The sequence below is a fragment of the Streptomyces sp. NPDC002580 genome, assembly GCF_042889485.1.
Taxonomy (GTDB): Bacteria; Actinomycetota; Actinomycetes; order Streptomycetales; family Streptomycetaceae; genus Streptomyces.
On record NZ_JBIAQZ010000002.1, the window covers coordinates 717,112 to 738,442 of the forward strand.

16 protein-coding genes are annotated in these 21,331 nt (G+C 72.8%); 5 read left to right on the top strand and 11 right to left on the bottom strand.

From position 1 onward, the window contains the following. Positions 1–67 precede the first annotated feature (67 nt). A complete protein-coding gene (locus tag ACFYW7_RS09590) occupies positions 68–1,498 on the top strand; it encodes a lipase maturation factor family protein (RefSeq protein ID WP_389499853.1) in 1,431 nt (476 codons plus the stop codon). Positions 1,499–1,706: 208 nt separating this feature from the next. Here ACFYW7_RS09590 and ACFYW7_RS09595 read toward each other — a convergent pair whose 3' ends face one another. Genes ACFYW7_RS09595 through ACFYW7_RS09605 form a run of 3 tightly spaced genes read right to left on the bottom strand, consistent with a single transcriptional unit; the run spans position 1,707 to position 4,857 of the window. Then, positions 1,707–2,690, bottom strand: a complete 984-nt coding sequence (locus ACFYW7_RS09595) for an aldo/keto reductase (RefSeq protein WP_389499855.1) — start codon at positions 2,688–2,690, stop codon at positions 1,707–1,709. Beyond that, on the bottom strand, positions 2,687–3,505 hold the full coding sequence (locus ACFYW7_RS09600; RefSeq protein ID WP_389499857.1) for an SDR family NAD(P)-dependent oxidoreductase: 819 nt from the start codon (positions 3,503–3,505) through the stop codon (positions 2,687–2,689). The genes ACFYW7_RS09595 and ACFYW7_RS09600 overlap by 4 nt, the downstream gene beginning before the upstream one ends. After that, positions 3,502–4,857 carry an enolase C-terminal domain-like protein gene (locus tag ACFYW7_RS09605; protein ID WP_389499859.1) on the bottom strand — a complete coding sequence of 452 codons (1,356 nt, stop codon included), beginning with the start codon at positions 4,855–4,857 and terminating at the stop codon, positions 3,502–3,504. Before ACFYW7_RS09605 ends, ACFYW7_RS09600 begins: the two co-directional genes overlap by 4 nt. A gap of 307 nt (positions 4,858–5,164) precedes the next feature. Here ACFYW7_RS09605 and ACFYW7_RS09610 point away from each other — a divergent pair, with 307 nt between their 5' ends. Next, positions 5,165–6,505 (top strand): amidase, encoded by a 1,341-nt coding sequence (locus ACFYW7_RS09610; RefSeq protein ID WP_389499862.1) that lies wholly within the window; start codon positions 5,165–5,167, stop codon positions 6,503–6,505. A 211-nt stretch (positions 6,506–6,716) separates the two neighbouring features. Here the strand turns inward: ACFYW7_RS09610 and ACFYW7_RS09615 are convergent, their stop codons facing one another. Further along, positions 6,717–6,890 carry a hypothetical protein gene (locus ACFYW7_RS09615; protein ID WP_389499864.1) on the bottom strand — a complete coding sequence of 58 codons (174 nt, stop codon included), beginning with the start codon at positions 6,888–6,890 and terminating at the stop codon, positions 6,717–6,719. 723 nt (positions 6,891–7,613) lie between these two features. Here ACFYW7_RS09615 and ACFYW7_RS09620 point away from each other — a divergent pair. Then, positions 7,614–7,739 carry a hypothetical protein gene (locus ACFYW7_RS09620; protein WP_389499867.1) on the top strand — a complete coding sequence of 42 codons (126 nt, stop codon included), beginning with the start codon at positions 7,614–7,616 and terminating at the stop codon, positions 7,737–7,739. A gap of 182 nt (positions 7,740–7,921) precedes the next feature. Beyond that, positions 7,922–8,728: an SDR family oxidoreductase gene (locus tag ACFYW7_RS09625; RefSeq protein ID WP_389499869.1), complete on the top strand. Its 807-nt coding sequence runs from the start codon at positions 7,922–7,924 to the stop codon at positions 8,726–8,728. Between the two features lie 90 nt (positions 8,729–8,818). Here ACFYW7_RS09625 and ACFYW7_RS09630 read toward each other — a convergent pair whose 3' ends face one another. From ACFYW7_RS09630 to ACFYW7_RS09655, 6 genes are all read right to left on the bottom strand, one after another. After that, entirely contained in the window at positions 8,819–10,333 is a 1,515-nt protein-coding gene (locus ACFYW7_RS09630) for an SDR family NAD(P)-dependent oxidoreductase (RefSeq protein ID WP_389499871.1), read from the bottom strand. 102 nt (positions 10,334–10,435) lie between these two features. Continuing rightward, on the bottom strand, positions 10,436–11,764 hold the full coding sequence (locus ACFYW7_RS09635) for a wax ester/triacylglycerol synthase family O-acyltransferase (protein WP_389499873.1): 1,329 nt from the start codon (positions 11,762–11,764) through the stop codon (positions 10,436–10,438). Positions 11,765–11,919: 155 nt separating this feature from the next. After that, positions 11,920–14,253 (bottom strand): GH92 family glycosyl hydrolase, encoded by a 2,334-nt coding sequence (locus ACFYW7_RS09640; RefSeq protein ID WP_389499875.1) that lies wholly within the window; start codon positions 14,251–14,253, stop codon positions 11,920–11,922. Positions 14,254–14,609: 356 nt separating this feature from the next. Further along, a complete protein-coding gene (gene glgC / locus ACFYW7_RS09645) occupies positions 14,610–15,830 on the bottom strand; it encodes a glucose-1-phosphate adenylyltransferase (RefSeq protein ID WP_389499877.1) in 1,221 nt (406 codons plus the stop codon). Positions 15,831–15,939: 109 nt separating this feature from the next. Beyond that, on the bottom strand, positions 15,940–17,091 hold the full coding sequence (gene glgA / locus ACFYW7_RS09650) for a glycogen synthase (RefSeq protein WP_389499879.1): 1,152 nt from the start codon (positions 17,089–17,091) through the stop codon (positions 15,940–15,942). A 124-nt stretch (positions 17,092–17,215) separates the two neighbouring features. Continuing rightward, a complete protein-coding gene (locus ACFYW7_RS09655) occupies positions 17,216–17,965 on the bottom strand; it encodes a (2Fe-2S)-binding protein (protein WP_389499881.1) in 750 nt (249 codons plus the stop codon). Between the two features lie 210 nt (positions 17,966–18,175). On the opposite strand from ACFYW7_RS09655, the gene ACFYW7_RS09660 reads away from it, so the two are divergent. Next, positions 18,176–19,663, top strand: coding sequence for a DMT family transporter (locus ACFYW7_RS09660; RefSeq protein WP_389499882.1), 1,488 nt, complete (start codon positions 18,176–18,178; stop codon positions 19,661–19,663). Here the strand turns inward: ACFYW7_RS09660 and ACFYW7_RS09665 are convergent. After that, the gene (locus tag ACFYW7_RS09665) at positions 19,653–20,867 is read right to left on the bottom strand and encodes a transglycosylase family protein (RefSeq protein WP_389499883.1); all 1,215 of its coding nucleotides are present in this window, start codon (positions 20,865–20,867) and stop codon (positions 19,653–19,655) included. The two genes, ACFYW7_RS09660 and ACFYW7_RS09665, sit on opposite strands and share 11 nt — an antisense overlap. Positions 20,868–21,331 lie beyond the last annotated feature (464 nt).

The window sequence follows — 21,331 nt, forward strand, 5'->3', positions numbered from 1 at the left end:
CCTCTTGGCGCACGCAAGCGGAGATCGATCACCCAGCGTCACAATGGAGGGGAGAGGAGGCATGGTCATGGAGTGGTTCGTCGCCCCCGGCTACGAGCTGAGCCGGCTGGTCTTCCAGCGGGCGCTGGCCGTGCTGTACCTCGTCGCGTTCCTGAGCGCCGTCCTCCAGTTCCGGGCGCTGATCGGGGAGCGCGGGATGCTGCCGGTGCCCCGGTTCGTGGAGCGGGTCGCGTTCCGTGACGCGCCGAGCGTCTTCCAGCTGCGCTATTCGGACCGCTTCTTCGCGGCCTGGTCCTGGACGGGCTGCGCGGTGTCGGTGGCGCTGATGGCGGGCCTCGACGGATACCTGCCGCTGTGGGGCGCGATGCTGCTGTGGCTGGTCCCGTGGGCCCTGTACCTGTCGATCGTCAACGTCGGCCAGACCTGGTACGCGTTCGGCTGGGAGTCGCTGCTGCTCGAGGTGGGCTTCCTCGCGGTCTTCCTCGGCAACGACGAGGTGGCGCCACCGGTCGTCGTACTGTTCCTGATGCGCTGGGTGCTCTTCCGTGTCGAGTTCGGCGCGGGACTGATCAAGATGCGGGGCGACGCCTGCTGGCGGAAGCTCACCTGCCTCTACTACCACCACGAGACCCAGCCGATGCCGGGGCCGCTGAGCTGGTTCTTCCACCACCTCCCCGCGCCCTTGCACCGCGTGGAGGTGGCGGCGAACCACTTCACCCAACTCGTGCTTCCCGTGCTGCTCTTCGCCCCGCAGCCCATCGCGACGGCCGCCGCCGCGCTGATGATCCTGACCCAGTTGTGGCTGGTCCTGTCCGGCAACTTCTCCTGGCTGAACTGGACGACCGTCGTGCTGGCCCTGAGCGTGGTCCGGCTCCCCGCCGACACGCCCCGGAGCACGGGAGCGCCGCTCTGGTACGAGGTGGTCGTCCTCACCGTGGCCGCGGGCCTGCTCGCCCTCGGCTACCGCCCGGCACGCAATCTGCTCTCGCGGCGGCAGGTCATGAACCGCTCCTTCGACCCGCTCCATCTGGTCAACACCTACGGGGCGTTCGGCAGCGTCAGCCGCGTGCGTCACGAGGTGGTCGTCGAGGGCACGACGGACGAGACGCCGCGCGAGGACGCCCGGTGGCTGGAGTACGAGTTCAAGGGCAAGCCGGGCGATCCCCGTCACTGGCCGCGCCAGTTCGCGCCGTACCATCTGCGGCTCGACTGGCTGATGTGGTTCGCGGCGCTCTCCCCCGGGTACGCCGGTTCCTGGTTCCCTGGCCTGGTGGAGCGGCTCCTCGAGAACGACCGCGACACCCTGCGGCTGCTGCGCCGCTCCCCGTTCCCCGCCGACACCCCGCCCCGCTACGTCCGCGCCCGGCTCTTCCGCTACCGGTACACGACCTGGCGCGAGCTGCGGGAGACGGGCGCGTGCTGGCACCGGACCTATGTGCGCGACTTCCTGCCGCCGACGCGACTGGAGGGGGCCGCGGAGCGGCGGACTCCGCGGTAGGCGGCCGGCGTGGGCCACCCGGCGGACGCCTCCGCGCCTTCCAGGGTCTCCCCACGTCTCTCCCGCGCCTCCCACGGTCTCCCCGTGCCTGCCGGGGCCTGCCCCGCGCCGCCGGCCTGCCCCGCGCCGCCGGGCTGTCCCGTGCGGCCAGGCTGGCACGCACCCGGGGCGTGGTCCTTCGTCTGCGGGGCGCCGGCGTCAGGGCGCGTCAGGTCTCCCCGGCGGGAAGGGGCGCCGCGGCGGGCAGCAGGCCCTCCTCGCGCAGTTCCCGCCAGAACGCCGACGGCACCGGTGTCGCGAACCCCGCCACGCAGTCGCGGACCTCGGCCGCCGAGCGGGCGCCGACCAGGACGCTCGTCACGGCCGGATGGGCGGCCGGGAAGGCCAGCGCCGCGGCGCGCAGCGTGGTGCCGTGCCGCTCGGCGATCGCCTTCAAGTACAGCGCGCGTTCCAGCAACTCCGGCGGCGCCACCGCGTAGTTGTACGTCGCCCCGGGTCTCGGGTCGGCCAGCAGACCGGAGTTGAAGGCGCCGCCGATGATGACGGAGACCCCGCGGTCCCGCGCGGCGGGCAGCAGCGCGGTGAGCGCGCCGTGGTCCAGGAGGGTGTAGCGGCCGGCGCACAGCACCACGTCGACGTCCGTCTCGCGGACGAACCGGGTGAGCGTCTCCGTCTGGTTCATGCCGGCGCCGATCGCGCCCACGACGCCCTGCGCGCGCAGCCTCTCCAGCGCCGGGTACCCCTCGCGGAGGGCCTGTTCGGCGTGGTCGTCGGGGTCGTGGAGGTAGACGGCGTCCACGCGGTCGAGGCCGAGCCGTTCCAGACTGGCGTCCAGGCTCCGGCGTACCCCGTCGGCGCTGAAGTCCCAGACGCGGCGGTGCGTGGCGGGCACCGCGAACCCGTCGGCCAGGTCGTCGCCGCCCGCGTCCACGGGCTCCAGCAGGCGGCCCGCCTTGGTCGAGACGGTGTACGCGTCCCGGGGCCGGTCGCGCAGGGCCGCGCCCAGGCGCCGCTCGGAGAGGCCGAGGCCGTAGTGCGGGGCCGTGTCGAAGGAACGGATGCCGTTCGCCCAGGCGGCGTCGACCGCTTCGTACGCCTGCTCGTCGGTGACCTCGGTGAACAGGTTGCCGATCCCGGCGGCGCCGAAGGACAGCGCGGTCACGCGGACGCCGCTCCCGCCGAGGGTGTTCACCGGCCCTCCGGACGGAGCCGCAGTCCCTGCATGCCGCCGTCCACCGCGAGCGCGGTACCGGTGGTGGAGCCGGACAGGGGGCTCGCCAAGTAGGCGATGGCGCCCGCGACTTCCGGTGCCGTCACCAGACGGCCGGTGGGCTGGCGCGCTTCCAGGGCCGCGCGCTCGGCGGCCGGATCGGGCGCGGCCTCCAGAAGGCGTCCGACCCACGGGGTGTCCACGGTGCCGGGGGTGACGCAGTTGACGCGGATGCCCTCGCGGACGTGATCGGCGGCCATGGCGAGGGTGAGGGAGAGGACGGCGCCCTTGGACGCCGCGTACAGCGCCCGCTGGGGCAGCCCCGCGGTGGCGGCGACGGAGCAGGTGTTCACGATCGCCGCGTGCGGGGACTCCCGCAGGTGGGGCAGGGCCGCACGGGTGGTCCGCACGACGCCGAGGACATTGACGTCCAGGACCCGGTGCCATTCCTCGTCGTCGTTGTCCTCGACGGTGCCGCGGGCGCCGATGCCGGCGTTGTTGACCAGGATGTCGAGACCGCCCAGGTCCGCGACGGCGGCGGCCACGGCCGCCCGCACGGAGGCGTCGTCGCCGACGTCGGCGCGGTGGCCGGTCAGCGGCTTGTCGATCGACGACGGATCCAGGTCGAGGACGGCGACGGCGGCCCCGCGGGCGGCGAGGAGGTCGGCGGTGGCCCTGCCGATGCCGGAGGCGCCACCGGTGACCAGGGCTCTGAGTCCCGCGAAGTCCTGAGCGACGTGTCGGGCACCGGGTTGAGCGCTGGAGTCCTGATCGGCGAGATCCTGATGATCCGTCATGCGCCTCGGCCCTTCCGGTCGTCGGTCTTCGGCCGGGCGAGTTCGGCGGCCCAGAAGGCGCCACCCGGATAGGTGAACTCGGCCACGGACTCCGGCCGCATGGTGGCGGAGAAGCCCGGTGCGGTGGGCGCCGTGTAGTGGCCGTCGCGGATCACCACCGGTTCGGTGAAGTGGCCGTGCAGATGGTCGACGTACTCGATGACGCGGTCGTCGGTGGTGCCGGACAGGGCGACGAAGTCGAACATCGCGAGGTGCTGGACGAGTTCGCACAGTCCCACGCCCCCGGCGTGCGGGCAGACGGGCACGCCGAACCTGGCCGCCAGGAGCAGGACGGCGAGGTTCTCGTTGACTCCGCCCACGCGCGTCGCGTCCAGTTGGAGGATGTCGAGGGACCCGGCCTGGAGGAGTTGCTTGAAGACGATCCGGTTCTGCGTGTGTTCTCCGGTGGCGACCTTGACCGGGGCGACCGCCTCGCGGATCGCGGCGTGGCCGAGGATGTCGTCGGGGCTGGTCGGCTCCTCGATCCAGTAGGGCCGGAACTCGGCGAGCGCCCGGGTCCAGGTGATCGCCTCGGCCACGTTCCAGCGCTGGTTGGCGTCGATCGCGATGCGGATGTCCGGGCCCACCGCCGCGCGGGCGGCCCGGCAGCGGCGCATGTCGTCCGCGAGATCCGCGCCCACCTTCAGCTTGATCTGCCGGAACCCCGCGGCGACCGCCTCGACGGCGAGGCGGGTGAGCTTCTCGTCCCCGTAGCCGAGCCAGCCGGGCGAGGTGGCGTACGCGGGGTAGCCCCGGGCGCGCAGGGTCGCGGCGCGTCCCACCGCCCCCTCCCGGCCCCTGCGCAGCAGTGCGAGTGCCTCCTCGGGCGTGAGCGCGTCCGTGATGTACCGGAAGTCGACCTGGCCGACGAGCCAGGCGGGGTCGGCGTCCGCGAGCAGCCGCCACAAGGGTTTGCCGGCCCGTTTGGCGGCGAGGTCCCACACGGCGTTGACGACGGCGCCGATGGCCATGTGCATCACGCCCTTCTCGGGTCCCAGCCAGCGCAGCTGGCTGTCGCCGGTCAGGTCCCGGGAGAGGGAGCCGGGGTCGCCGCACAGTTCGTCGACGGACCGTCCGAGCACCTGCTCCCGCAGCGCGTCGATCGCGGCGACCTGGACCTCGTTGCCGCGCCCGATGGTGAAGACGAAGCCGTGCCCCTCGGCGCCGTCGGCCGCGTCGGTGCGCAGGACGACGTAGGCCGCCGAGTAGTCGGGGTCCGGATTCATGGCGTCCGACCCGTCGAGTTCGCGCGAGGTCGGGAAGCGGATGTCGTGGGTGTCGACCGCGGTGATCCGTGCGGAGCTCGGGGACACTGAAGGCCTTTCCGCCGGTGGTGCGGACGGGGTCTCGGACAGGGTCTCTCGGACAGGATCCGGGCGCTCGGTCCGGGAAGTGCCTCCACCGGCCCAGGACGCATGCCTATCAGACCGCGTCGCAGGGGCGACACCCTTCGGCAGCGGTCCGAACCCGCGGTCGAACGCGTCGTCGTCGGCCGCGCCGGAGCGGCGCGAGGGGAACACGGCCGAATCTCCGGGGTCGGCCGGTCTCGACGCGGTGCCCCACCTCCGGGCAGAGTGCTCCCGTGACTACTCGCCAGTACGCCAGCAGTGAGGAGCGCCCGTGACCACCTGGGTCGGCCGGACCGCCACCGAGATCGCCGCAGCCGTACGCGAGAAGAGGGTCACCCCCCGTGAGGTGGTCGCCGAACACCTCGCGCGGATCGAACGGCTCGACGGTCGTGTCGGCGCCTTCCGGACGGTCCGCGCCGCGGCCGCCCTCGCCGAGGCCGACGCGCTGACGAGCGCGGACCTGGGCCGGCTCCCGCTGGCGGGCGTGCCCTTGGCGGTCAAGGACAACCTCGGGGTGCGCGGGGAGGCGACGCGCAACGGTTCCGCCGCGACTCCGGACACGCCCGCGGACGAGGACCATGTCACCGTGGCCCGGTTGCGCGCGGCCGGCGCCGTCGTGGTCGGACTGACGAACGTGCCCGAGCTCTGCGTCTTCGGCACCACGGAGGGGGTGTTCGGCACGGCCCGCAACCCCTGGGACCTGTCGCGCACGGCGGGCGGTTCCTCGGGCGGCAGCGCGGCGGCGGTCGCGGCCGGGATGGCGCCGATCGCGCTCGGCAACGACGGGATGGGGTCGCTGCGCATCCCCGCGGCCAACTGCGGTCTGGTCGGACTGAAGCCGGGGCACGGCGTGGTGCCCGCAGGGATCGGTCACGGCGACTGGTTCGGCATGTCGGAGAACGGCCCGCTCGCCACGACGGTGGAGGACGCCCGCCTGATGTTCCACCTCCTCGCGGACCTCGAGCCGGCGCCCGTCTCGGAGCCCGTCACCCGCAGGATCGCCTTCTCGGTACGCAGCCCGCTGGCCGGCGTGCGGGTCTCCGGTCCGTACACGCGCGCCGCCCGGGAGGCCGCCGCCCTTCTCGCCGAGGCCGGCCACCGGGTGCGGTCCGCGAACCCGCCGTACCCGCTCTGGCTGGGCACGACCTCGCTCGCGCACTGGACGGCGGGCACCGCGGTGGACGCCGAGGATCTCGATCCGCGCCGGCTGGCCCGGCGCACCCGGGTGCACGCCACCGTCGGCCGCCGCTTCGTGACCGGGGTGCGCAGAGGGGATCGCCGCGAGCAACTGCGCGGCCGCCTCGCGCCGTTCTTCGCGGAGCACGACGTGCTGCTCACCCCGGCGCTCGCCCGGCGGGGTCCGGCCTCGGCCGACTGGCACAAGCGGGGCTGGGCGCGCAACCTCCTGGCCAACACCAGCTACTCGCCGATGACTCCGCCGTGGAACCTCACCGGCTGGCCCGCGATGTCGGTCCCGTTCGGGACACTGCCGAACGGCGCTCCGTGCGCCGTCCAGCTCGTCGGCGCGCCCGGTTCCGAGGAGGCTCTGCTGGATGTGGCCGGGCAGTTGGAAGTGCTGCACCCGTGGCGGCGTACGGCACCCCTGGGTTGAAGCGCGGCGCGGACGACGTCCCGGGGGCCGGAGCCGGGGCGCGGCCCGAGAGGGACGGGCGGTGCCGACGCGGCGCGGGCCCCGGGCGGGGCGGATCCGGGGCCGGAAAGGCCAGAACCGCGGCCGACGGTCGGCCGCGGTTCCTCTGATCGGCACGGGACCGGTCCGGCACGCCCGTGTCGTCGGCGATCGCGATGGATCCCGGCGTCGGTCAGTCGACGCTGGGCAGGATGTGGGGCTCGGCGAGGTCGTCCTCGTAGCCCGCGAGGCGGATCGGGGCGGACCTGGCCCACACGGCCAGGCTGCCGAGCTTGATGTCGGTCCCACCCCCGGGGCGCTCCGTGTCGTCGGGGCCCTGATCGCGATTCGTCGTTTCTGGTGTCACCGCGCACTCCTTATGTGTCGGGTCACCCTCGGGACGCTTCGGCCCGGCGCGCGCCGGTCGCCTGACGCCCGCTCGGGTCTGAGTGGAAGCAGTTAGGGACGCGGTGGCGCCGGTAACTCTGATGAGAGCAGGCCGTGATGACCGGCTTGTCCCGGGACGGACCGTGGGTGTGGGTGAACCCGTTGAGGCTGCCCGTCGGCTACAGGGTAACCAAATGAGCAGGCCCCTGCTCGATGGGGCTGAAAACTTGAGGTAACCGTCATGCGTCATCCAGGACCCATCAGGCCCCGATCTGCGGTGATTTGAAACATGATGCCCTCTTCGCGACCACCCATTCGGCTCAATACCGCCCCTGGGCCAGGACATCCAGGCCGGTCGCGGCCGCGGATGAAGTCACCGCCGGCCGAGGGCCGTCGCACCGGACGGCATCGGATACGGCACGCGGTTCAGGTCCCGTCGGCCGGTTCGCGAGGAGGCCGTGCTCCGCCGACGTCCACAACGGCTTTTCTCGCGGGAGGACTGACGCACGGAGCCGCGCGGCGTCGAGGAGCCGATGGATCTGCCGCACGCCCGCACGGGGCGGCGGAACGCCATCCCGCCACCACGCCGGAGGATCACCGGAGCCCGTCGCCGCGGAGCGCGCTCGCGCCGGCGGCACGGGGTGCCGCGACGACACCGCGCGAGGCGCCCGTCTTCGAGCGCGACCCGCCGGCCGAGGACGCGGTGACCCTGCGGCAGGCGGACGACGCGGCCAGGGCCGCCGGCCCGGACACCGGGGTCATGGAGGACTGGCGCGCGGCGCTGGAGCTGGCGGCCCGGCACTCCGCGCGTCTCGGCACCGCGGACTGACGGCGCCCGCGGGCCTGCACCGCGGGAGACCGTCCGGCCGGTCACGACAGAGACGCCGCGCGCGGCACGTGCGCCCCCCGGCTCCGCGAACCGAGGAGACCCCCGCGCCCGCCTCGCCGTCGGACGGGGACGATCGGCGCCGGGGCCTGTGATCTGACGGTCCGTCATGAGACGGTACGCGGATGATGTCGCCGTACGGGCTAGAGGGCAGGGCCGCGATCGTCACCGGGGCCACGCGGGGGATCGGTCTCGCCGTCGCCGAGGCGCTCGCCGGAGCCGGGGCGCGGGTGTGCGTGAGCGCGCGGGAGCCGGAAGGGGTGCGGCGGGCCGCGGAGCGGGTCGGCGGCATCGGGCTCGCGGGCTCCGTCGCCGACGCGGCACACCTGGCGGAGCTGACCGCACTGACGCTCCGCACGTTCGGGTCGCTCGACATCGTGGTCAACAACGCGGCCACCAACCAGCCCTACGGCCCCCTCATGGACGCCGACCCGGACCGCTGGCGCGAGGCGTTCGCCGTCAACGTCGAGGCGCCGCTACGGCTGACGCAGTGTGCGTGGCGGGCCTGGATGGGCGAGCACGGCGGGACCGTCGTGAACGTCTGCACGGAGGGCGCCGCTCACGTCGGCCCGCGGGTCGGGGCGTACGGCACCAGCAAGGCCGCCCTGCTCCACCTGACCCGGCAGCTGGCCGGAGAGCTGGCCCCGAAGGTACGGGTCAACTCGGTCTCCCCGGGCCTCGTCCGCACCGAGATGGCCCGCTTCGTGTGGGAGCGGGCCGAGGACGAGCTGGGCGCGGGCCTCCCGCTCGGCCGCATCGGGCGGCCCGAGGACATCGCCCGCGCCGTGACCTGGCTGGCCTCCGACGCGGCCGAGTGGATCACCGGCGCCGACCTGCTGGTCGACGGGGGGACCCGGGTGAGAGCCGCGTACGAGGGCTCCCCCGCCCACTCCGTCCAGGAGCGGCTGCGGACACGGACACCCGACGGGTGAGGCTACGGGCGCGGACGACGGGTGAGGGCGCGGGCTCCGGCGGGCCGGGGTCCGCGCCCTCGGCGGCACCGGGTCCCGGTGCCGCTCCGTTCACCACTTGCCGGGCGCGTAGTCCTTGAGGAAGACGCCGTACAGGTCCTCGCCGAGTTCGCCGCGGACGATCGGGTCGTACACGCGGGCCGCGCCGTCGATCAGGTCGAGCGGGGCGTGGAAACCCTCGTCGGCCAGCCGCAGCTTGTCGTAGTGCGGACGCTCGTCGGTGATCCAGCCGGTGTCGACCGAGGTCATCAGGATGCCGTCGGTCTGGAACATCTCCTGACCGCTGGTGCGGGTCACCATGTTCATGGCGGCCTTCGCCGCGTTGGTGTTCGGGTGGCCGGCGCCCTTGTAGCCGCGGCCGAACACCCCCTCCATCGCCGAGACGTTGACGATGTACGCACGCCCCTTGGGCGCCCGGCTCGCGGCCTCGGCCATCAGCGGCCGCAGCTTGCTGATCAGGATGAACGGCGCCGTGTAGTTGCACAGCTGGGTCTCCAGCAGCTCCACCGGGGAGATCTGGTCGATGGTCTGCACCCAGGTGTTGGTGTCGACGACGTCCGGCACCAGTCCGCCCGCGTCGATGGCGGTGCCTTCACGGTGACGGACGACACTCGCGTTGCCGGCGACCAGCGCGAGGTCGGCGACCTTCTGCGCGTCGAGGCCCGAGACGCCGACGGGCAGCGCGGCCAGTCCGTCGACCGCGCCGGAGTTGAAGGCGCCGATGACGTGGCGGACGGGCAGCTCACCGGCCGGCAGCGGGGCGCTCTCGCCCTCGACGAGCGCGGCGTAGGCGGAGGGCAGCCGGCGCACGGTCTGCGTCGCGTTGTTGATCAGGATGTCGAGCGGACCCTGCTCGGCGATCCGGTCGGCCAGGGCCACGGCCTGGGCCGGGTCGCGCAGGTCCATGCCGACGACCTCGAGGCGGTGTATCCAGTCCGCCGAGTCGTCCATGGCCTTGAAGCGGCGAATCGCGTCGCTCGGGAAACGGGTGGTGACGGTGGTGTGGGCACCGTCACGCAGCAGCCGCAGGGCGATGTACATACCGATCTTGGCGCGGCCCCCGGTGAGCAGGGCGCGCTTGCCGGTGAGGTCGGTGCGGGCGTCGCGGCGCGAACGGTTCAGGGCGGCGCAGTCCTGGCAGAGCTGGTGGTAGAAGTAGTCGACCTCGACGTAGCGGGTCTTGCAGGTGTAGCAGGAGCGCGGGCGCTGGAGTATCCCCGCGATCTGGCCCTCCTCCGTCACCGACGAGGGCAGGATGCCCTCGGTCTCGTCGTCGATGCGCTGGGCGGAGCCGGTCGCGGTGGACTCCGTGACCATCTTGTCGTGGGCCGTCTTGGCGGCACGCCGCTCCTGGCGGCGGCGCTGCTTCACGGTGCGGTAGACGCCCGCGGTGGCGCGGCGCACGGCGATGGCGTCGGGGTGGTCGACGTCGAGCTTGTCGAGTTCGTCGAGCACGCCGAGGCAGACCGCGAGCCGCTCGGGGTCGATTCCGGGACCGAACGCGACGTCCGCGGTTTCTGTCGTGTCCACGGCGGGGGTCGCCCGGCCGTCCTCTGTCACCGTCATCGCTGCTGCCGTTCCTCGGGTTGTGCGCCGCGTTCGAACCGCGCTCGCTTTCGAAGGCGGAATTTTACGGACCAATCGCGCGCGGCACCAAACCCGTGGTGATCATGACGTGCAGGCAGTGATCAGCTCGCGTACCTCCTCGCTCAGGGAACGGGCCAGCAGATCGAGGTCGGGAACGGCCTCGGCGTCGGCCACCAGCCCGTAGTGGACCTTGCCCCGGTAGGTCGAGACGGCCACCGCGAGGGCCTGGCCCCGGGCCAGCGGGGCGAACGGGTAGACCTCCGTGAGCGGGCAGCCGCCGAGTTTCAGGCCGAGGCTGGGCAGCGGCACGCTGGTGACGAGGATGTCGAACAGCAGCCGGGCGGCCTGTCCCACGACCGGACCGCCGAGCCGGTGCCCGAGCGGGGGGACGTGGTCGGCGAGCAGCGCCACGGCGCCCGCCCCCCTGTTGGGTCCCGCGTCCTTGTTGCGGTCCATCGCCGTCCGCACGGCGGCCAGCCGGGCGAGCGGGTCGGGATCGTCGACGGGAAGCCGTATCAGGTACCCGGAGAGCCGGTTGCCCTGCGGGTGCGCGGTCCGCGGGCGGCGCCGGGAGACGGGGATCAGGGCCCGCGGGGAGACTCCCTCGCTGCCGTCGCCGCGTTCGTCGAGCCAGCGGCGCAGGGCGCCCGCGACGACGGCGATCAGGACGTCGTTGACGGTGCCGCCGACCGTCTTGCGGACGATGTGCACCTCGTCGAGGTCGATGACCACACCGGCGGTGCGCCGGGTGCCGGTCGGCTCGGAGGTGAGGGCGGGTGAGGACCGCACGCCGAGTGTGGCGCGCGCCACCGAGGTGCCGATGTCGAGGGCCCGGCCGACGTCGGAGAGGGTGCCGCGGACCAGTCCCGGCAGCTTCCGGACGTCCGGGAAGAGGCCCCGGGGCAGCTCCGCCGGACGCGGGCGGGGCTCCGGCAGGTCCATCGGGTCCATGATGGCGGCGGCCAGCATCAGCGCCCTGAGCCCGTCGGCGAGCGCGTGGTGGAACTTGAAGAGGACCGCGAAGGACACGCCGTCCTCGCCGGGCAGCACGTGCGCCTCCCACGGCGGCCGGCCGCGTTCCAGGGGGCGCTCCATCAGCCGGCCGGCCTCGGAGTGGAAGTCGGCGGTGGGCGCGTGCAGCAGGACGTGGTCCAGCGGCTCGAAGCCGGGTGCGGGCTCGCGGGCCGCACCGCCGAAGGCGAGGGGCGCGAGCGGCTGCCACACGTCACGGATACGCATCCGCAGTCCGGGGACGGCGGCGGCGCGGGCCGCGAGGAGGTCCGCGGCGTGGGCGCCGGCGGTGGGCGAGTGCGCGGCGAAGACGCCGAGGGCGCCCAGGTGCATCGGATGCCGGTCGGACTCGATGTTCCAGAACGCCAGGTCGAGTGGTGCGAGGAGGTCGGAAGTCAAAGGCTTGCTCTCGCGTCGACGACGGGTGGACTTGCAGTCAAACCCGGACCGGTGATTACGGTCAAGTACGAGCAAGTTACACACAGTTAACAGCGGATTAAGTCCCGTCCCCCCGGAGAGGGACGGGACTCCGTCAGCTCAGGACACGCCGGGCATCACTTCAGCACCGGGGGCGCGGCCGAGGCCGATGTTCCCCACTCGGACGGCTCCGGGCCAACCGTGAACCCGAGGGTGCGGACACCCCGCAAGGTGCCGGTCGTCAGGTACGTACGACTGTACGACGATCCGTCCACACGGGCCGACTGGACGTACCGGTCGGTGTCCGACGTGCCGGGTGCCTTCACCGTCAGGGCACCCAGCGGGTAGTAGCGCCGGTCGAGCGTGAGGTCGACCCGCTCGAACACGGGTGTGGACAGGCCCCAGGTGTCGAAGCCGGGCTGCACCGGGAAGATCCCGATCGAGGACAGGACGTTCCAGGCGGACATCGTGCCGAGGTCGTCGTTGCCGGTCATGCCGGTCGGCGCGTCCGTGAACAGGGTCAGCGCCGCGTGCACGACGTCGGTCGTCTTCCACGGCTGGCCGGTGGACAGGTAGGTGTACGGGGCGATGAGGTCGGGCTCGTTCTGCGGGTTGTACTTGTCCGCGTTGTAGTAGGCGTACGGGCCGTTGACCCACACCTCGCGGGCGGTCTTCGCCGGGTCCTTCAGCAGCCGGTCGTACGCGAAGAACGCGTCGAGCCGGTCGTTCGCCGCCTGCTTCCCGCCGATCAGGTCCACCATGCCGGGCAGGTCCTGCGGCACGAGCCACTGGTACTGCCAGGACGTGCCCTCGTGGAAGCCCTCGCTCTGCGCGGGGTCCGCGGGCCCGGTGAAGGCCCCGGAGGCGTCCCGGGCGCGGAAGAACCCGGTCGAGGGGTCGTGGATCGCGCGGTAGTTCTGGGACCGCGCCAGATAGCGCGCGGCGTCGTCCGCGTGGCCCAGGTCCTTGGCCATCTCGCCGAGCACGGCGTCGGACAGGGCGTACTCCAGCGTCGCGGACGCGCCGTGGTCGTAGTCGGAGTCGCCGGGCTTCGCGTGCGGACGGCCCTTCACATAGGGCGCGAAGCCGTTCGCGATGTACTCCCGGTTGGCCTCGCGGCCCACGGCGGGCGAGTCGGCGGGCGGCACCCCGTCGGCGTTCTTCCGCAGCGCCCGGTAGGCCCGTTCCTCGTACCCCTTGAGCAGGCCCTGCTGGTAGGCGTTCGTGAGGAACGGGGTGACCGGGTCGCCGGTCATGATGTTCGTCTCGGCCGTGCCGTAACCCCACTTGGGCAGCCAGCCGCTCTCCTCGTCGATCCTGATGACGGAGACCGCCATGTCGCGCGCCTCGCGCGGCGCGAGCAGGGACAGCAGTTGCGACTGGGTGCGGTAGGTGTCCCACAGCGACCAGTTCTGGTAGTACGTGAAGCCCTCGGCGCGGTGGATCCGCCGGTCCCAGCCGGTGTAGCGGCCGTCGGCGTCACTGCCGATGTTGGGCGCGAGGAAGGAACGGTAGAGCGACGAGTAGAACGTCCGGCGCAGGGTGTCGGCGCCGCCCCGCACGCGCACGTCGTCCAGCCGGGCCTCCCACGCGCGCTGGGCGGCGGCGCGGACCGCATCGAAGGAACGGCCGCCCTCGGAGCGGAGGTTGACGGCCGCGCCGCGGGCGTCCACGTAGGACAGGGCGGTGGTCGCCTCGACCGTGCGGTCCTCGGTGGTGTCGAAGCGGAGGAAGGCGCCGGTGCGCCCGGTGGTGCCGGCCGTCTCCTTGGACCCCTCGGTGACGGTGTCGCCGTTCCAGGTGCCCGAGGTGGTGAACGGCCGGTCGAACCGGGTGACCGTGTACACGGTGTACGGCTCGGTGCCCTGGCAGAAGCCGCTGCCGGTGATCGCCGTCCGGACCGTCCGGTCGTCGAGGATCTCGACCTCGGTGGAGACGGTCCTGTGCAGCGACTGGCCCGCGTTCAGCAGCACGTTGGCCTTGTCGGTGGCCGGGAAGGTGTAGCGCTGCACGCCGGTGCGCGCGGTGGCCGTCAGTTCGGCCTCGATCCCGGACTTCAGGCCGACCTTGTAGAAGCCGGGACGCGCCTCCTCGGTGTCGTGGCCGAACTCGGCCGCGTACCGGGCGTAGTCCGTCCCGGTGACGTCCCCGGTCGTGGGCAGGACGGGCAGGTCGCCGCCGAGGCCGCAGCCGACGCCCGACAGATGGACCAGCGAGAAGCCGCGGATGTGGTTCTGGGAGTGGTCGTACCCCGTGTTGTGGCCCGTGTCCGGCGAGAACTGCACCATGCCGAAGGGCACGGCGGCGCCGGGATAGGTGTTGCCCTCGTTCTCCGTTCCGATGAACGGGTTCACCAGATCGGTGAGCCGTCCGTCGCGCGGCTCGGCGGCCTGTGCGGTGGGCAGGGCGAACAGCGCGGAGGCTGTCACCAGGCCGGCCGTGCACAGGCGCAGGCGCCGGGTCCATCTCATGCGGGAGACCTCCGGTGGGGGATCGACATCGTTGTCCTCATGCATGGTCGGGTCGGGCGGCCGGCTTTCCGGGCAACCGGCGGGGATCTCGCGGGACGCGTCGCGTGCGGGTGCGGCACGTCCGGGACCGTCGTGCGGACCACCGGCCGGGCTCTCCTTCCGTACGGGCGGACGGCAGCGGTGACGCGGGTGGTGCTCGCGGATGACATCGTTGTCAGGAGGGAACAACGTTGTCATCCGCGGCAGTTGGCATGACAACACGCGTCCCGCCCCGCTGTCCAGGGTCATGACGAACGACCCCGGAACGCCGGCCCGAGGGGCCGGTGTCCGAGGCCGTCGACCGCCCACCCCGTCGGTCAGGGCACGTGCTGGCCCTTGCCCAGCGCGATCACGCCCCCCTTGGAGACCGTGTAGAGGTCGGAGTCGCGCTCCGGATTGACACCGATCGTCGCTCCCGGAGGCACCTCGACGTTCTTGTCGAGCACCGCGCCGCGCACCACGGCACCGCGCCCTATCTTCACGTTGTCGTGCAGGATCGACCCCTGCACCACCGCTCCCGGATCGACGACCACCCCCGGCGACAGGACCGACCGTGTCACCTGCCCCCGGATCAGGCATCCCGCGCTGATGATGGACTCGCTCGCGATGCCCCCGGAGTTGAAGCGCGCGGGCGACAACTGCCCGGAGCTGGTGTAGACGGGCCAGCTGCGGTTGAACAGGTTGAAGGCGGGACGCTCGGCGATCAGGTCCATGTGGGCGTCGTAGTAGGCGTCGAGGGTCCCCACGTCACGCCAGTAGCCCTGGTCGCGGGTGGTCTCGCCGGGCACGTGGTTGTCGCTGAAGTCGTACAGCTGGGCCTCACCGCGTTCGGTGAGCGCGGGCAGGATCGAACCCCCCATGTCGTGCACGGAGTTCTCGTCCTCGGAGTCCCGCAGCAGCGCCTCGATCAGCGCCTTGGTGGTGAAGATGTAGTTGCCCATCGAGGCGAAGACGCACTCCGGGTCGTCCGCGAGGCCCGGCGGGTCGGCGGGCTTCTCCAGGAAGCCCCGCACGCTCTGGCCGTCGGAGCCGGGGCTGATGACGCCGAAGGACGACGACTCGGACCGCGGCACGCGTATCCCGGCCACCGTCACCCCCGCGCCGCTCTCGATGTGCTGCGCGAGCATCTGCCGGGGGTCCATCCGGTAGACGTGGTCGGCGCCGAACACCGCGACGTACTCGGGCTGTTCGTCGTGGACGAGGTTCAGCGACTGGAGGATCGCGTCCGCACTGCCCAGGTACCAGCGGGGCCCGAGCCGCTGCTGGGCCGGAACCGGGGTCACATAGTTGCCGAGCAGGCTCGACATCCGCCAGGTGGTGGTGATGTGCCGGTCCAGCGAGTGCGACTTGTACTGCGTGAGCACGCATACGCGCAGGATGTCGGCGTTGACGAGATTGGACAGGACGAAGTCCACGAGGCGGTACGTGCCGCCGAAGGTCACCGCCGGTTTCGCCCGGTCCGCCGTGAGCGGCATCAGCCGCTTTCCCTCCCCGCCCGCCAGGACTATGCCCAGCACCGAAGGTCCTCCGCGCCGCATGCCGCCGCCCCTCTACGCCCGGTCGGGCCGCGCCCGGCTGTCCGGGCCCGCCCATGCCTGTGAAGTCCGCCTGCCCGATGCCTACCCCGGTTTCCCGCCCGACCGACGCCTACCCCGCCTTGAGGACTTCCTCGTACAGCCGGACGGTCCTTCGGGCCACCGCGTCCCAGCCGAACTCCCCCACCGCGCGCCGCCGTCCGGCCTCGCCCATGCGGCGGGCCGTGCCGGGGTCGGCGAGCACGGAGTCCAGGGCCCGCGTCAGCCCCGCCTCGAAGTCGTCCCCGAGCGGCACGAGCAGACCCGTCTCGCCGTCCTCGACCACCTCGGGGATGCCGCCCACGCGCGAGGCGACCACCGCCGTACCGCAGGCCATCGCCTCCAGGTTGACGATGCCGAGCGGCTCGTACACCGAGGGGCAGACGAACACGGCTGCGTGGGTGAGGAGTTGGATGACGTCCGGGCGGGGCAGCATCTGCGGGATCCAGTGCACGCCGTCGCGCACACCGCTCAGCTCCTGGTACAGCTCGCGGAACTCCCGGTCGATCTCAGGGGTGTCGGGGGCGCCCGCGCACAGCACCACCTGCGTCGCCGGGTCGATGTCCCGTACCGCGCGCAGGAGATGGGGCACACCCTTCTGCCGGGTGATGCGGCCGACGAACAGGACGTACGGGCGCGCGGTGTCCAGGCCGAGCCGCTCCAGCACGTCGGTGCCGTCGTCGGGCCGGTAGAGGGCGGTGTCGATGCCGTTGTGCACGACGTGCACCCGGGCCGGGTCCAGGCCGGGATAGCAGCCCAGGATGTCCTCGCGCATGGCGCCGGAGACGGCGATCACGGCGTCCGCGGCCTCGACGGCGGTGCGCTCGGCCCAGCCGGAGAGGGCGTAGCCTCCGCCGAGCTGCTCCGCCTTCCAGGGGCGCAGCGGTTCGAGGGAGTGGGCGGTCACGACGTGCGGGATGCCGTGCAGGAGCTTCGCGAGGTGCCCGGCGAGGTTGGCGTACCAGGTGTGCGAGTGGACGAGTTCGCGGCCCTCGAGGGCGGCGGCGATGGAGAGGTCCACGGAGAAGGTGCGCAGGGCGTCGTTGGCGCCGTCGAGGACGGGCCAGGGCCGGTGCCGGACGACCCCGCCGGCGGCGCCCTCGCCCCAGCAGTGCACGTCCAGGTCGGTGAGCGCGCGCAGCTCCCTCGCGAGGAACTCGACATGGACACCCGCACCGCCGTAAACGTCCGGCGGGTACTCCCTGGTCAGCAGTCCCACGCGCACACAGCACCCCCGTCGTAGCCGGCCGGTGCCCCTCATGGTCACTCAGTTGAACGCGATACGGAAGACCACAGGACCGATGCGCGGAGCCCGCGGGACCGGTACGCGGAGCCCGCGGGAAGCCCCGTCAGGTCCGGCCGGGGGCGGACCGGGGCGGCCGGTGGAAGCAGCAGTCGCCGCAGACTCCGCCGCCGGGCACCCGGTAGTAGAGGCAGCAGCTGCGGCGGCGGAGCGTCCTCGGATCGAGGGTGCCGGAGAGGTCGGGACGGTCGAAGAGCCGGCCGGCCAGCGTCCTGGCCCGCTCCCCCACGTCCGGGCGTCCGTGGGTCAGCGCCCAGCGGTCCAGTCCGCGTACCGCTCCGGCCAGGGCGGAGCCCGCGTTGCCCCACAACAGGGCCGGTGAGACGCGGTGGCGTGAGCGCAGGGCCGCGCTCAGCGGGACGAGGAGTCCGCCGCGCACGACGGCGTCGAGATCCTCCACCGGCCGGGCCCGGACCTCGGAGAGCCACAGGTCGTCCGGGACACCGGCGTCCGGGTCCCAGCGCAGCAGCTCCGGATCGAGGTCGGGGAACTGTCCGCAGAGCGCGGCGGCACCGAGCGCGACCGACCAGAACCGGGCCGCGAGACCCTGCTGCGCCACCGACGCCGCCACCCGCGACTCCGGTGCCCGGATACTCTTCGCGACCTTTCGGACACGAAAAGTCATCGGATCCGCGTAAACCTCCTCGGGCCCCCGGAATCGCGGTTCCGCGCAGGCGTCCGCGAGGGTGGGCAGGGGGCCGCGCGGCGGTACGCCGACGCGTAGTACGAAGAATCCGCCGAGGGCGTCGAGCGCGGTGAGCTGGGGGTCGAGGTCCACGAAGAGCAGTAGTACCAAGCCCCCTAGGGGTTACCACCAGTGGATGGGCTCGTGGTGTCGCCCACCCTGGGGAGGACAAGGGGCGTTTCGTACTCCATCGGCAGTAGGACCCAATGACTGCTCAGGGACGACGACGAGAACTAATTCGCGGGGCATCGTTGTTTGCATGGAAGCCGACCGTTCGTCGCGCCGGGCCGCTGCCCCGCGCCGTACGCAGAGGAGGGACTCATGAGTGCCCTCGCTTTGTCCGTAGTGCTCTCGTTCGTCTCGGCCGTCGCGTATGCGGGCGGCGCGATCATTCAGGAGCAGGTCGCGCTGACCTCTCCCGGCCAGACCTACGCGCCGCTGCGCAGGCCGGGCTGGTGGGGCGCCGTCGCACTGACCGGCCTGGGCGGACTGCTGCACGTGGTCGCCCTCGCCTTCGGCCCGCTGAGCCTCGTACAACCGCTCGGCGCGCTCACGATCGTCTTCGCCCTTCCCATGGCGGCCCTCTTCGTCGGCCGCAGGGCCGGGGCGACCGCCTGGCGCGGCGCGATCATGGCCACGGTGGGTCTCGCCGGCCTGCTGGCCCTGGTCGGCGCGTCCGACACGCAGTCCCTGAGCGGCGCGCAGCGCCTGGCTCTGGGAGTGGTGGCGGGCGGTGCGGTCGCCGCCCTCATGGTGGCGGGGCGGGCGGCGCACCGGCACCCGGCCGTGCGCAGTGTGCTGCTGGCGGTCGCGGCGGGCATCGCCTTCAGCATGTCCTCCGTGTTCACCAAGTCCGTCGCGGTGGACTGGTCCCAGCACGTCTCGCTCGCCAACCTGTCGAGCCTCGGTGCCATCGGGGTCTTCGCGACGGCCGGCATGCTGCTCTCGCAGGCCTCCTACCGGGGCGCCGGCCTGGAGGCTCCGCTGGCCACCCTGACGGTCGTGAACCCCGTCGTGGCGGCCGCGGTCGGCATCACGATGTTCGGTGAGACGTTCCGCCACGGCACGACCGGCACGGCGCTCGCCCTGGGCTGCGGCGTCGTGGCGGCGGGCGGTCTGATCCTGCTCACCATCGAGCGCATCGGCAGCGGCGACCGGACGACGACCGCTCCCGCGGAACTCGCGGACGCGCCGGACGCCGGCGCGGCGGCGGAAGTCGCCGTGGAGACGGACGCGGGCGTGGTCGTGGGCACGGACGCCCTGGAGCCCGGTGACGCCCGCCGTCCGGCCGACGGACCGACTCCGGTCCCGGTGTGGGCGGGATCGGGATCGGGATCGGCCGTCTCCGCCGTGTCGGCCGTCTCGGCCCCGAGCCTTCCCGAACCGGTCCTCCCGCTTCCCGAACCGGCCGTCGCGGGTCTCGGCGCCCTCACGGCCTCCGGGGCCGAGGCGGCCGTGGAGGAACTGCTGGCCGGGCTGCCCAAGCCCGTCGGCAGCGTCGAGGGGCCCGTGTCGGCGTCACGGCCGGGTTTCCCGGGCGAGTCGCCGACGGCCCCGCGGCCGGGCGGCGAGAGCGTGTTCCCGCCGGCTCCGCAGCCCGCCGTCGGAGGTGTGTTCATGACGGCTCCGGCCGGTGCGGGAAGCGTCTTCGTGCCGGGGCCGCCCAAGGCCTCCGTACCCACGCTGGAGGTCGTCGCCCCGCAGGACGCGGCGGTGGTGGACGAGCTGCCCCGGCTGACCGCGATGCTCGGTGTGCCCTACGTGCCGATGCCGTTCGTCAACCACCACCGCACCCGAGTCAAATCCTGACGCCGCGCGCCCGGAGGTACGCCACCGGGTCGATGTCCGAACCGAAGCCGGGCCCCGTCCGCACCTCGAAGTGCAGATGCGGGCCCGTGCTGTTGCCCGTCGACCCGGAGCGGCCGATGCGCTGGCCGCCCACGACGCTCCGCCCCGCCTTCACGGAGATCGCGGAGAGGTGCGCGTACTGCGTGTAGCGGCCGTCGGCGTGCCGGATCACGACCTGGTAGCCGAACGATCCGCCCCAGCCCGAGCTGACCACCTGACCGGCCGCGACCGCCTCGACGGAGGTGCCGGTGGGCACGGGGAAGTCGACCCCCGTGTGGTAGCCCTTGGACCAGGAGGAGCCCGCGGCGCGGTAGGGCGTGCCGGTCGCCGCCGTCACCGGGGCCACGACGGAGTGCGTCTTCCCGGCGGTCCTGTCCGGGGTGGTCGTGTGCGAAGTCGCCGGGCCGGTCGAGGTCTTCTTGGCCGGTGTCCTGGCGGGGGCCTTCGCGGGCGCCTTCGAGGGGGTCTTCGCGGGCGCCTTCGGCGGCGCGTCCCGCGTGGGGGCGGGTGCCTGCGCCCGGCCGCGCAGGTCCAGCCGCTGACCCGGCAGGATCAGGTCCGGGTCGGAGCCGACGGTAGTCCGGTTCGCGCTGTACAGCCCCTGCCAGCCGCCCTCGACGTGCCGGGAGCCGGCGATGCCGGACAGCGTGTCACCGCGCACGACGGTGTACATCTCGGCGGTCCCGGCCCGCGACTGCGGTGTGGTGTCCGGCTTCACGTCGCGCACCGAGCGCTGCTTCGCCGACTGCGGCGCGGTCCCCGCCGGACTGATGTCGGGGGCGGCGCCGCCCCTGGTCAGCCCGCCGCGGACCGAGCAGACCGGCCAGGCGCCGGGCCCCTGTCCCTTGAGCACCTTCTCGGCCACGGCGATCTGCTGGTCCTTCGTGGCCCGGTCCGCGCGGCTCGCGTAGGCCCTGCCGCCGTACGCCTCCCAGGTGGACTGGGTGAACTGCAGCCCGCCGTAGTAGCCGTTGCCGGTGTTGATGCTCCAATCGCCGCTGGACTCACAGGCGGCCACCTTGTTCCAGGTGCCGACATCGGCCGCGTGGGCGACTCCGGTTCCGACGAGCGGGAGCGCGATACCGGCGCTGCCCGCCGTGACGGTGAGTGAGGCGCGATTGATCCTGTTCGGCTGATACCGGCGGTGCCGACCGCGTACGGCCATGAGGGAGCCCCCTAGACATGCGTCAGGAGCGGCAAAAGTAAGCGCCGGGAACAGGACAGGACAAGGGGGCAATCGGTCGCTCCGAAAAGGCGGTTGACCGCACGGCAGGTCACTCCCGGCCCGCCGTCGACGCACCGCCGAACCGGACCCGCTCCCTACGGTGGGTGACCGGGACGGCCCTGGAACGAGGGCCGCGCCCCGCTCGCCCCGCCGCTCCGTGGCCTGTCGGCACCGGATTCGGGTGTCCGCCGACGACGGCTCCGCGCGACCACGGGGACGATCGCCGGGTCCGACTCGGCGGGAGCGCGCCCGCGGGTCCGGACGCCCGAACCGCCGTCAACGGGCAGCCGACGTCCCACGCCCTGGCCGAAATCCGCCCTCGCGACGCCGGGGCGGTCTGCTGCGCGGGCACCTCCGACGCGCCAGGATGGCTTGGGGCAATACTGGCGAACAGCACGGACGAG

What these genes read in the sequence shown, in the direction of transcription:
- ACFYW7_RS09590 (WP_389499853.1), top strand. Translation starts at nt 68, where the DNA reads ATGGAGTGGTTCGTCGCCCCCGGCTACGAGCTGAGCCGGCTGGTCTTC.
- ACFYW7_RS09600 (WP_389499857.1), bottom strand. Translation starts at nt 3,505, where the DNA reads ATGACGGATCATCAGGATCTCGCCGATCAGGACTCCAGCGCTCAACCC.
- ACFYW7_RS09625 (WP_389499869.1), top strand. Translation starts at nt 7,922, where the DNA reads ATGATGTCGCCGTACGGGCTAGAGGGCAGGGCCGCGATCGTCACCGGG.
- ACFYW7_RS09630 (WP_389499871.1), bottom strand. Translation starts at nt 10,333, where the DNA reads ATGACGGTGACAGAGGACGGCCGGGCGACCCCCGCCGTGGACACGACA.
- ACFYW7_RS09640 (WP_389499875.1), bottom strand. Translation starts at nt 14,253, where the DNA reads ATGAGATGGACCCGGCGCCTGCGCCTGTGCACGGCCGGCCTGGTGACA.
- glgC (WP_389499877.1), bottom strand. Translation starts at nt 15,830, where the DNA reads ATGCGGCGCGGAGGACCTTCGGTGCTGGGCATAGTCCTGGCGGGCGGG.
- ACFYW7_RS09660 (WP_389499882.1), top strand. Translation starts at nt 18,176, where the DNA reads ATGAGTGCCCTCGCTTTGTCCGTAGTGCTCTCGTTCGTCTCGGCCGTC.
- ACFYW7_RS09665 (WP_389499883.1), bottom strand. Translation starts at nt 20,867, where the DNA reads ATGGCCGTACGCGGTCGGCACCGCCGGTATCAGCCGAACAGGATCAAT.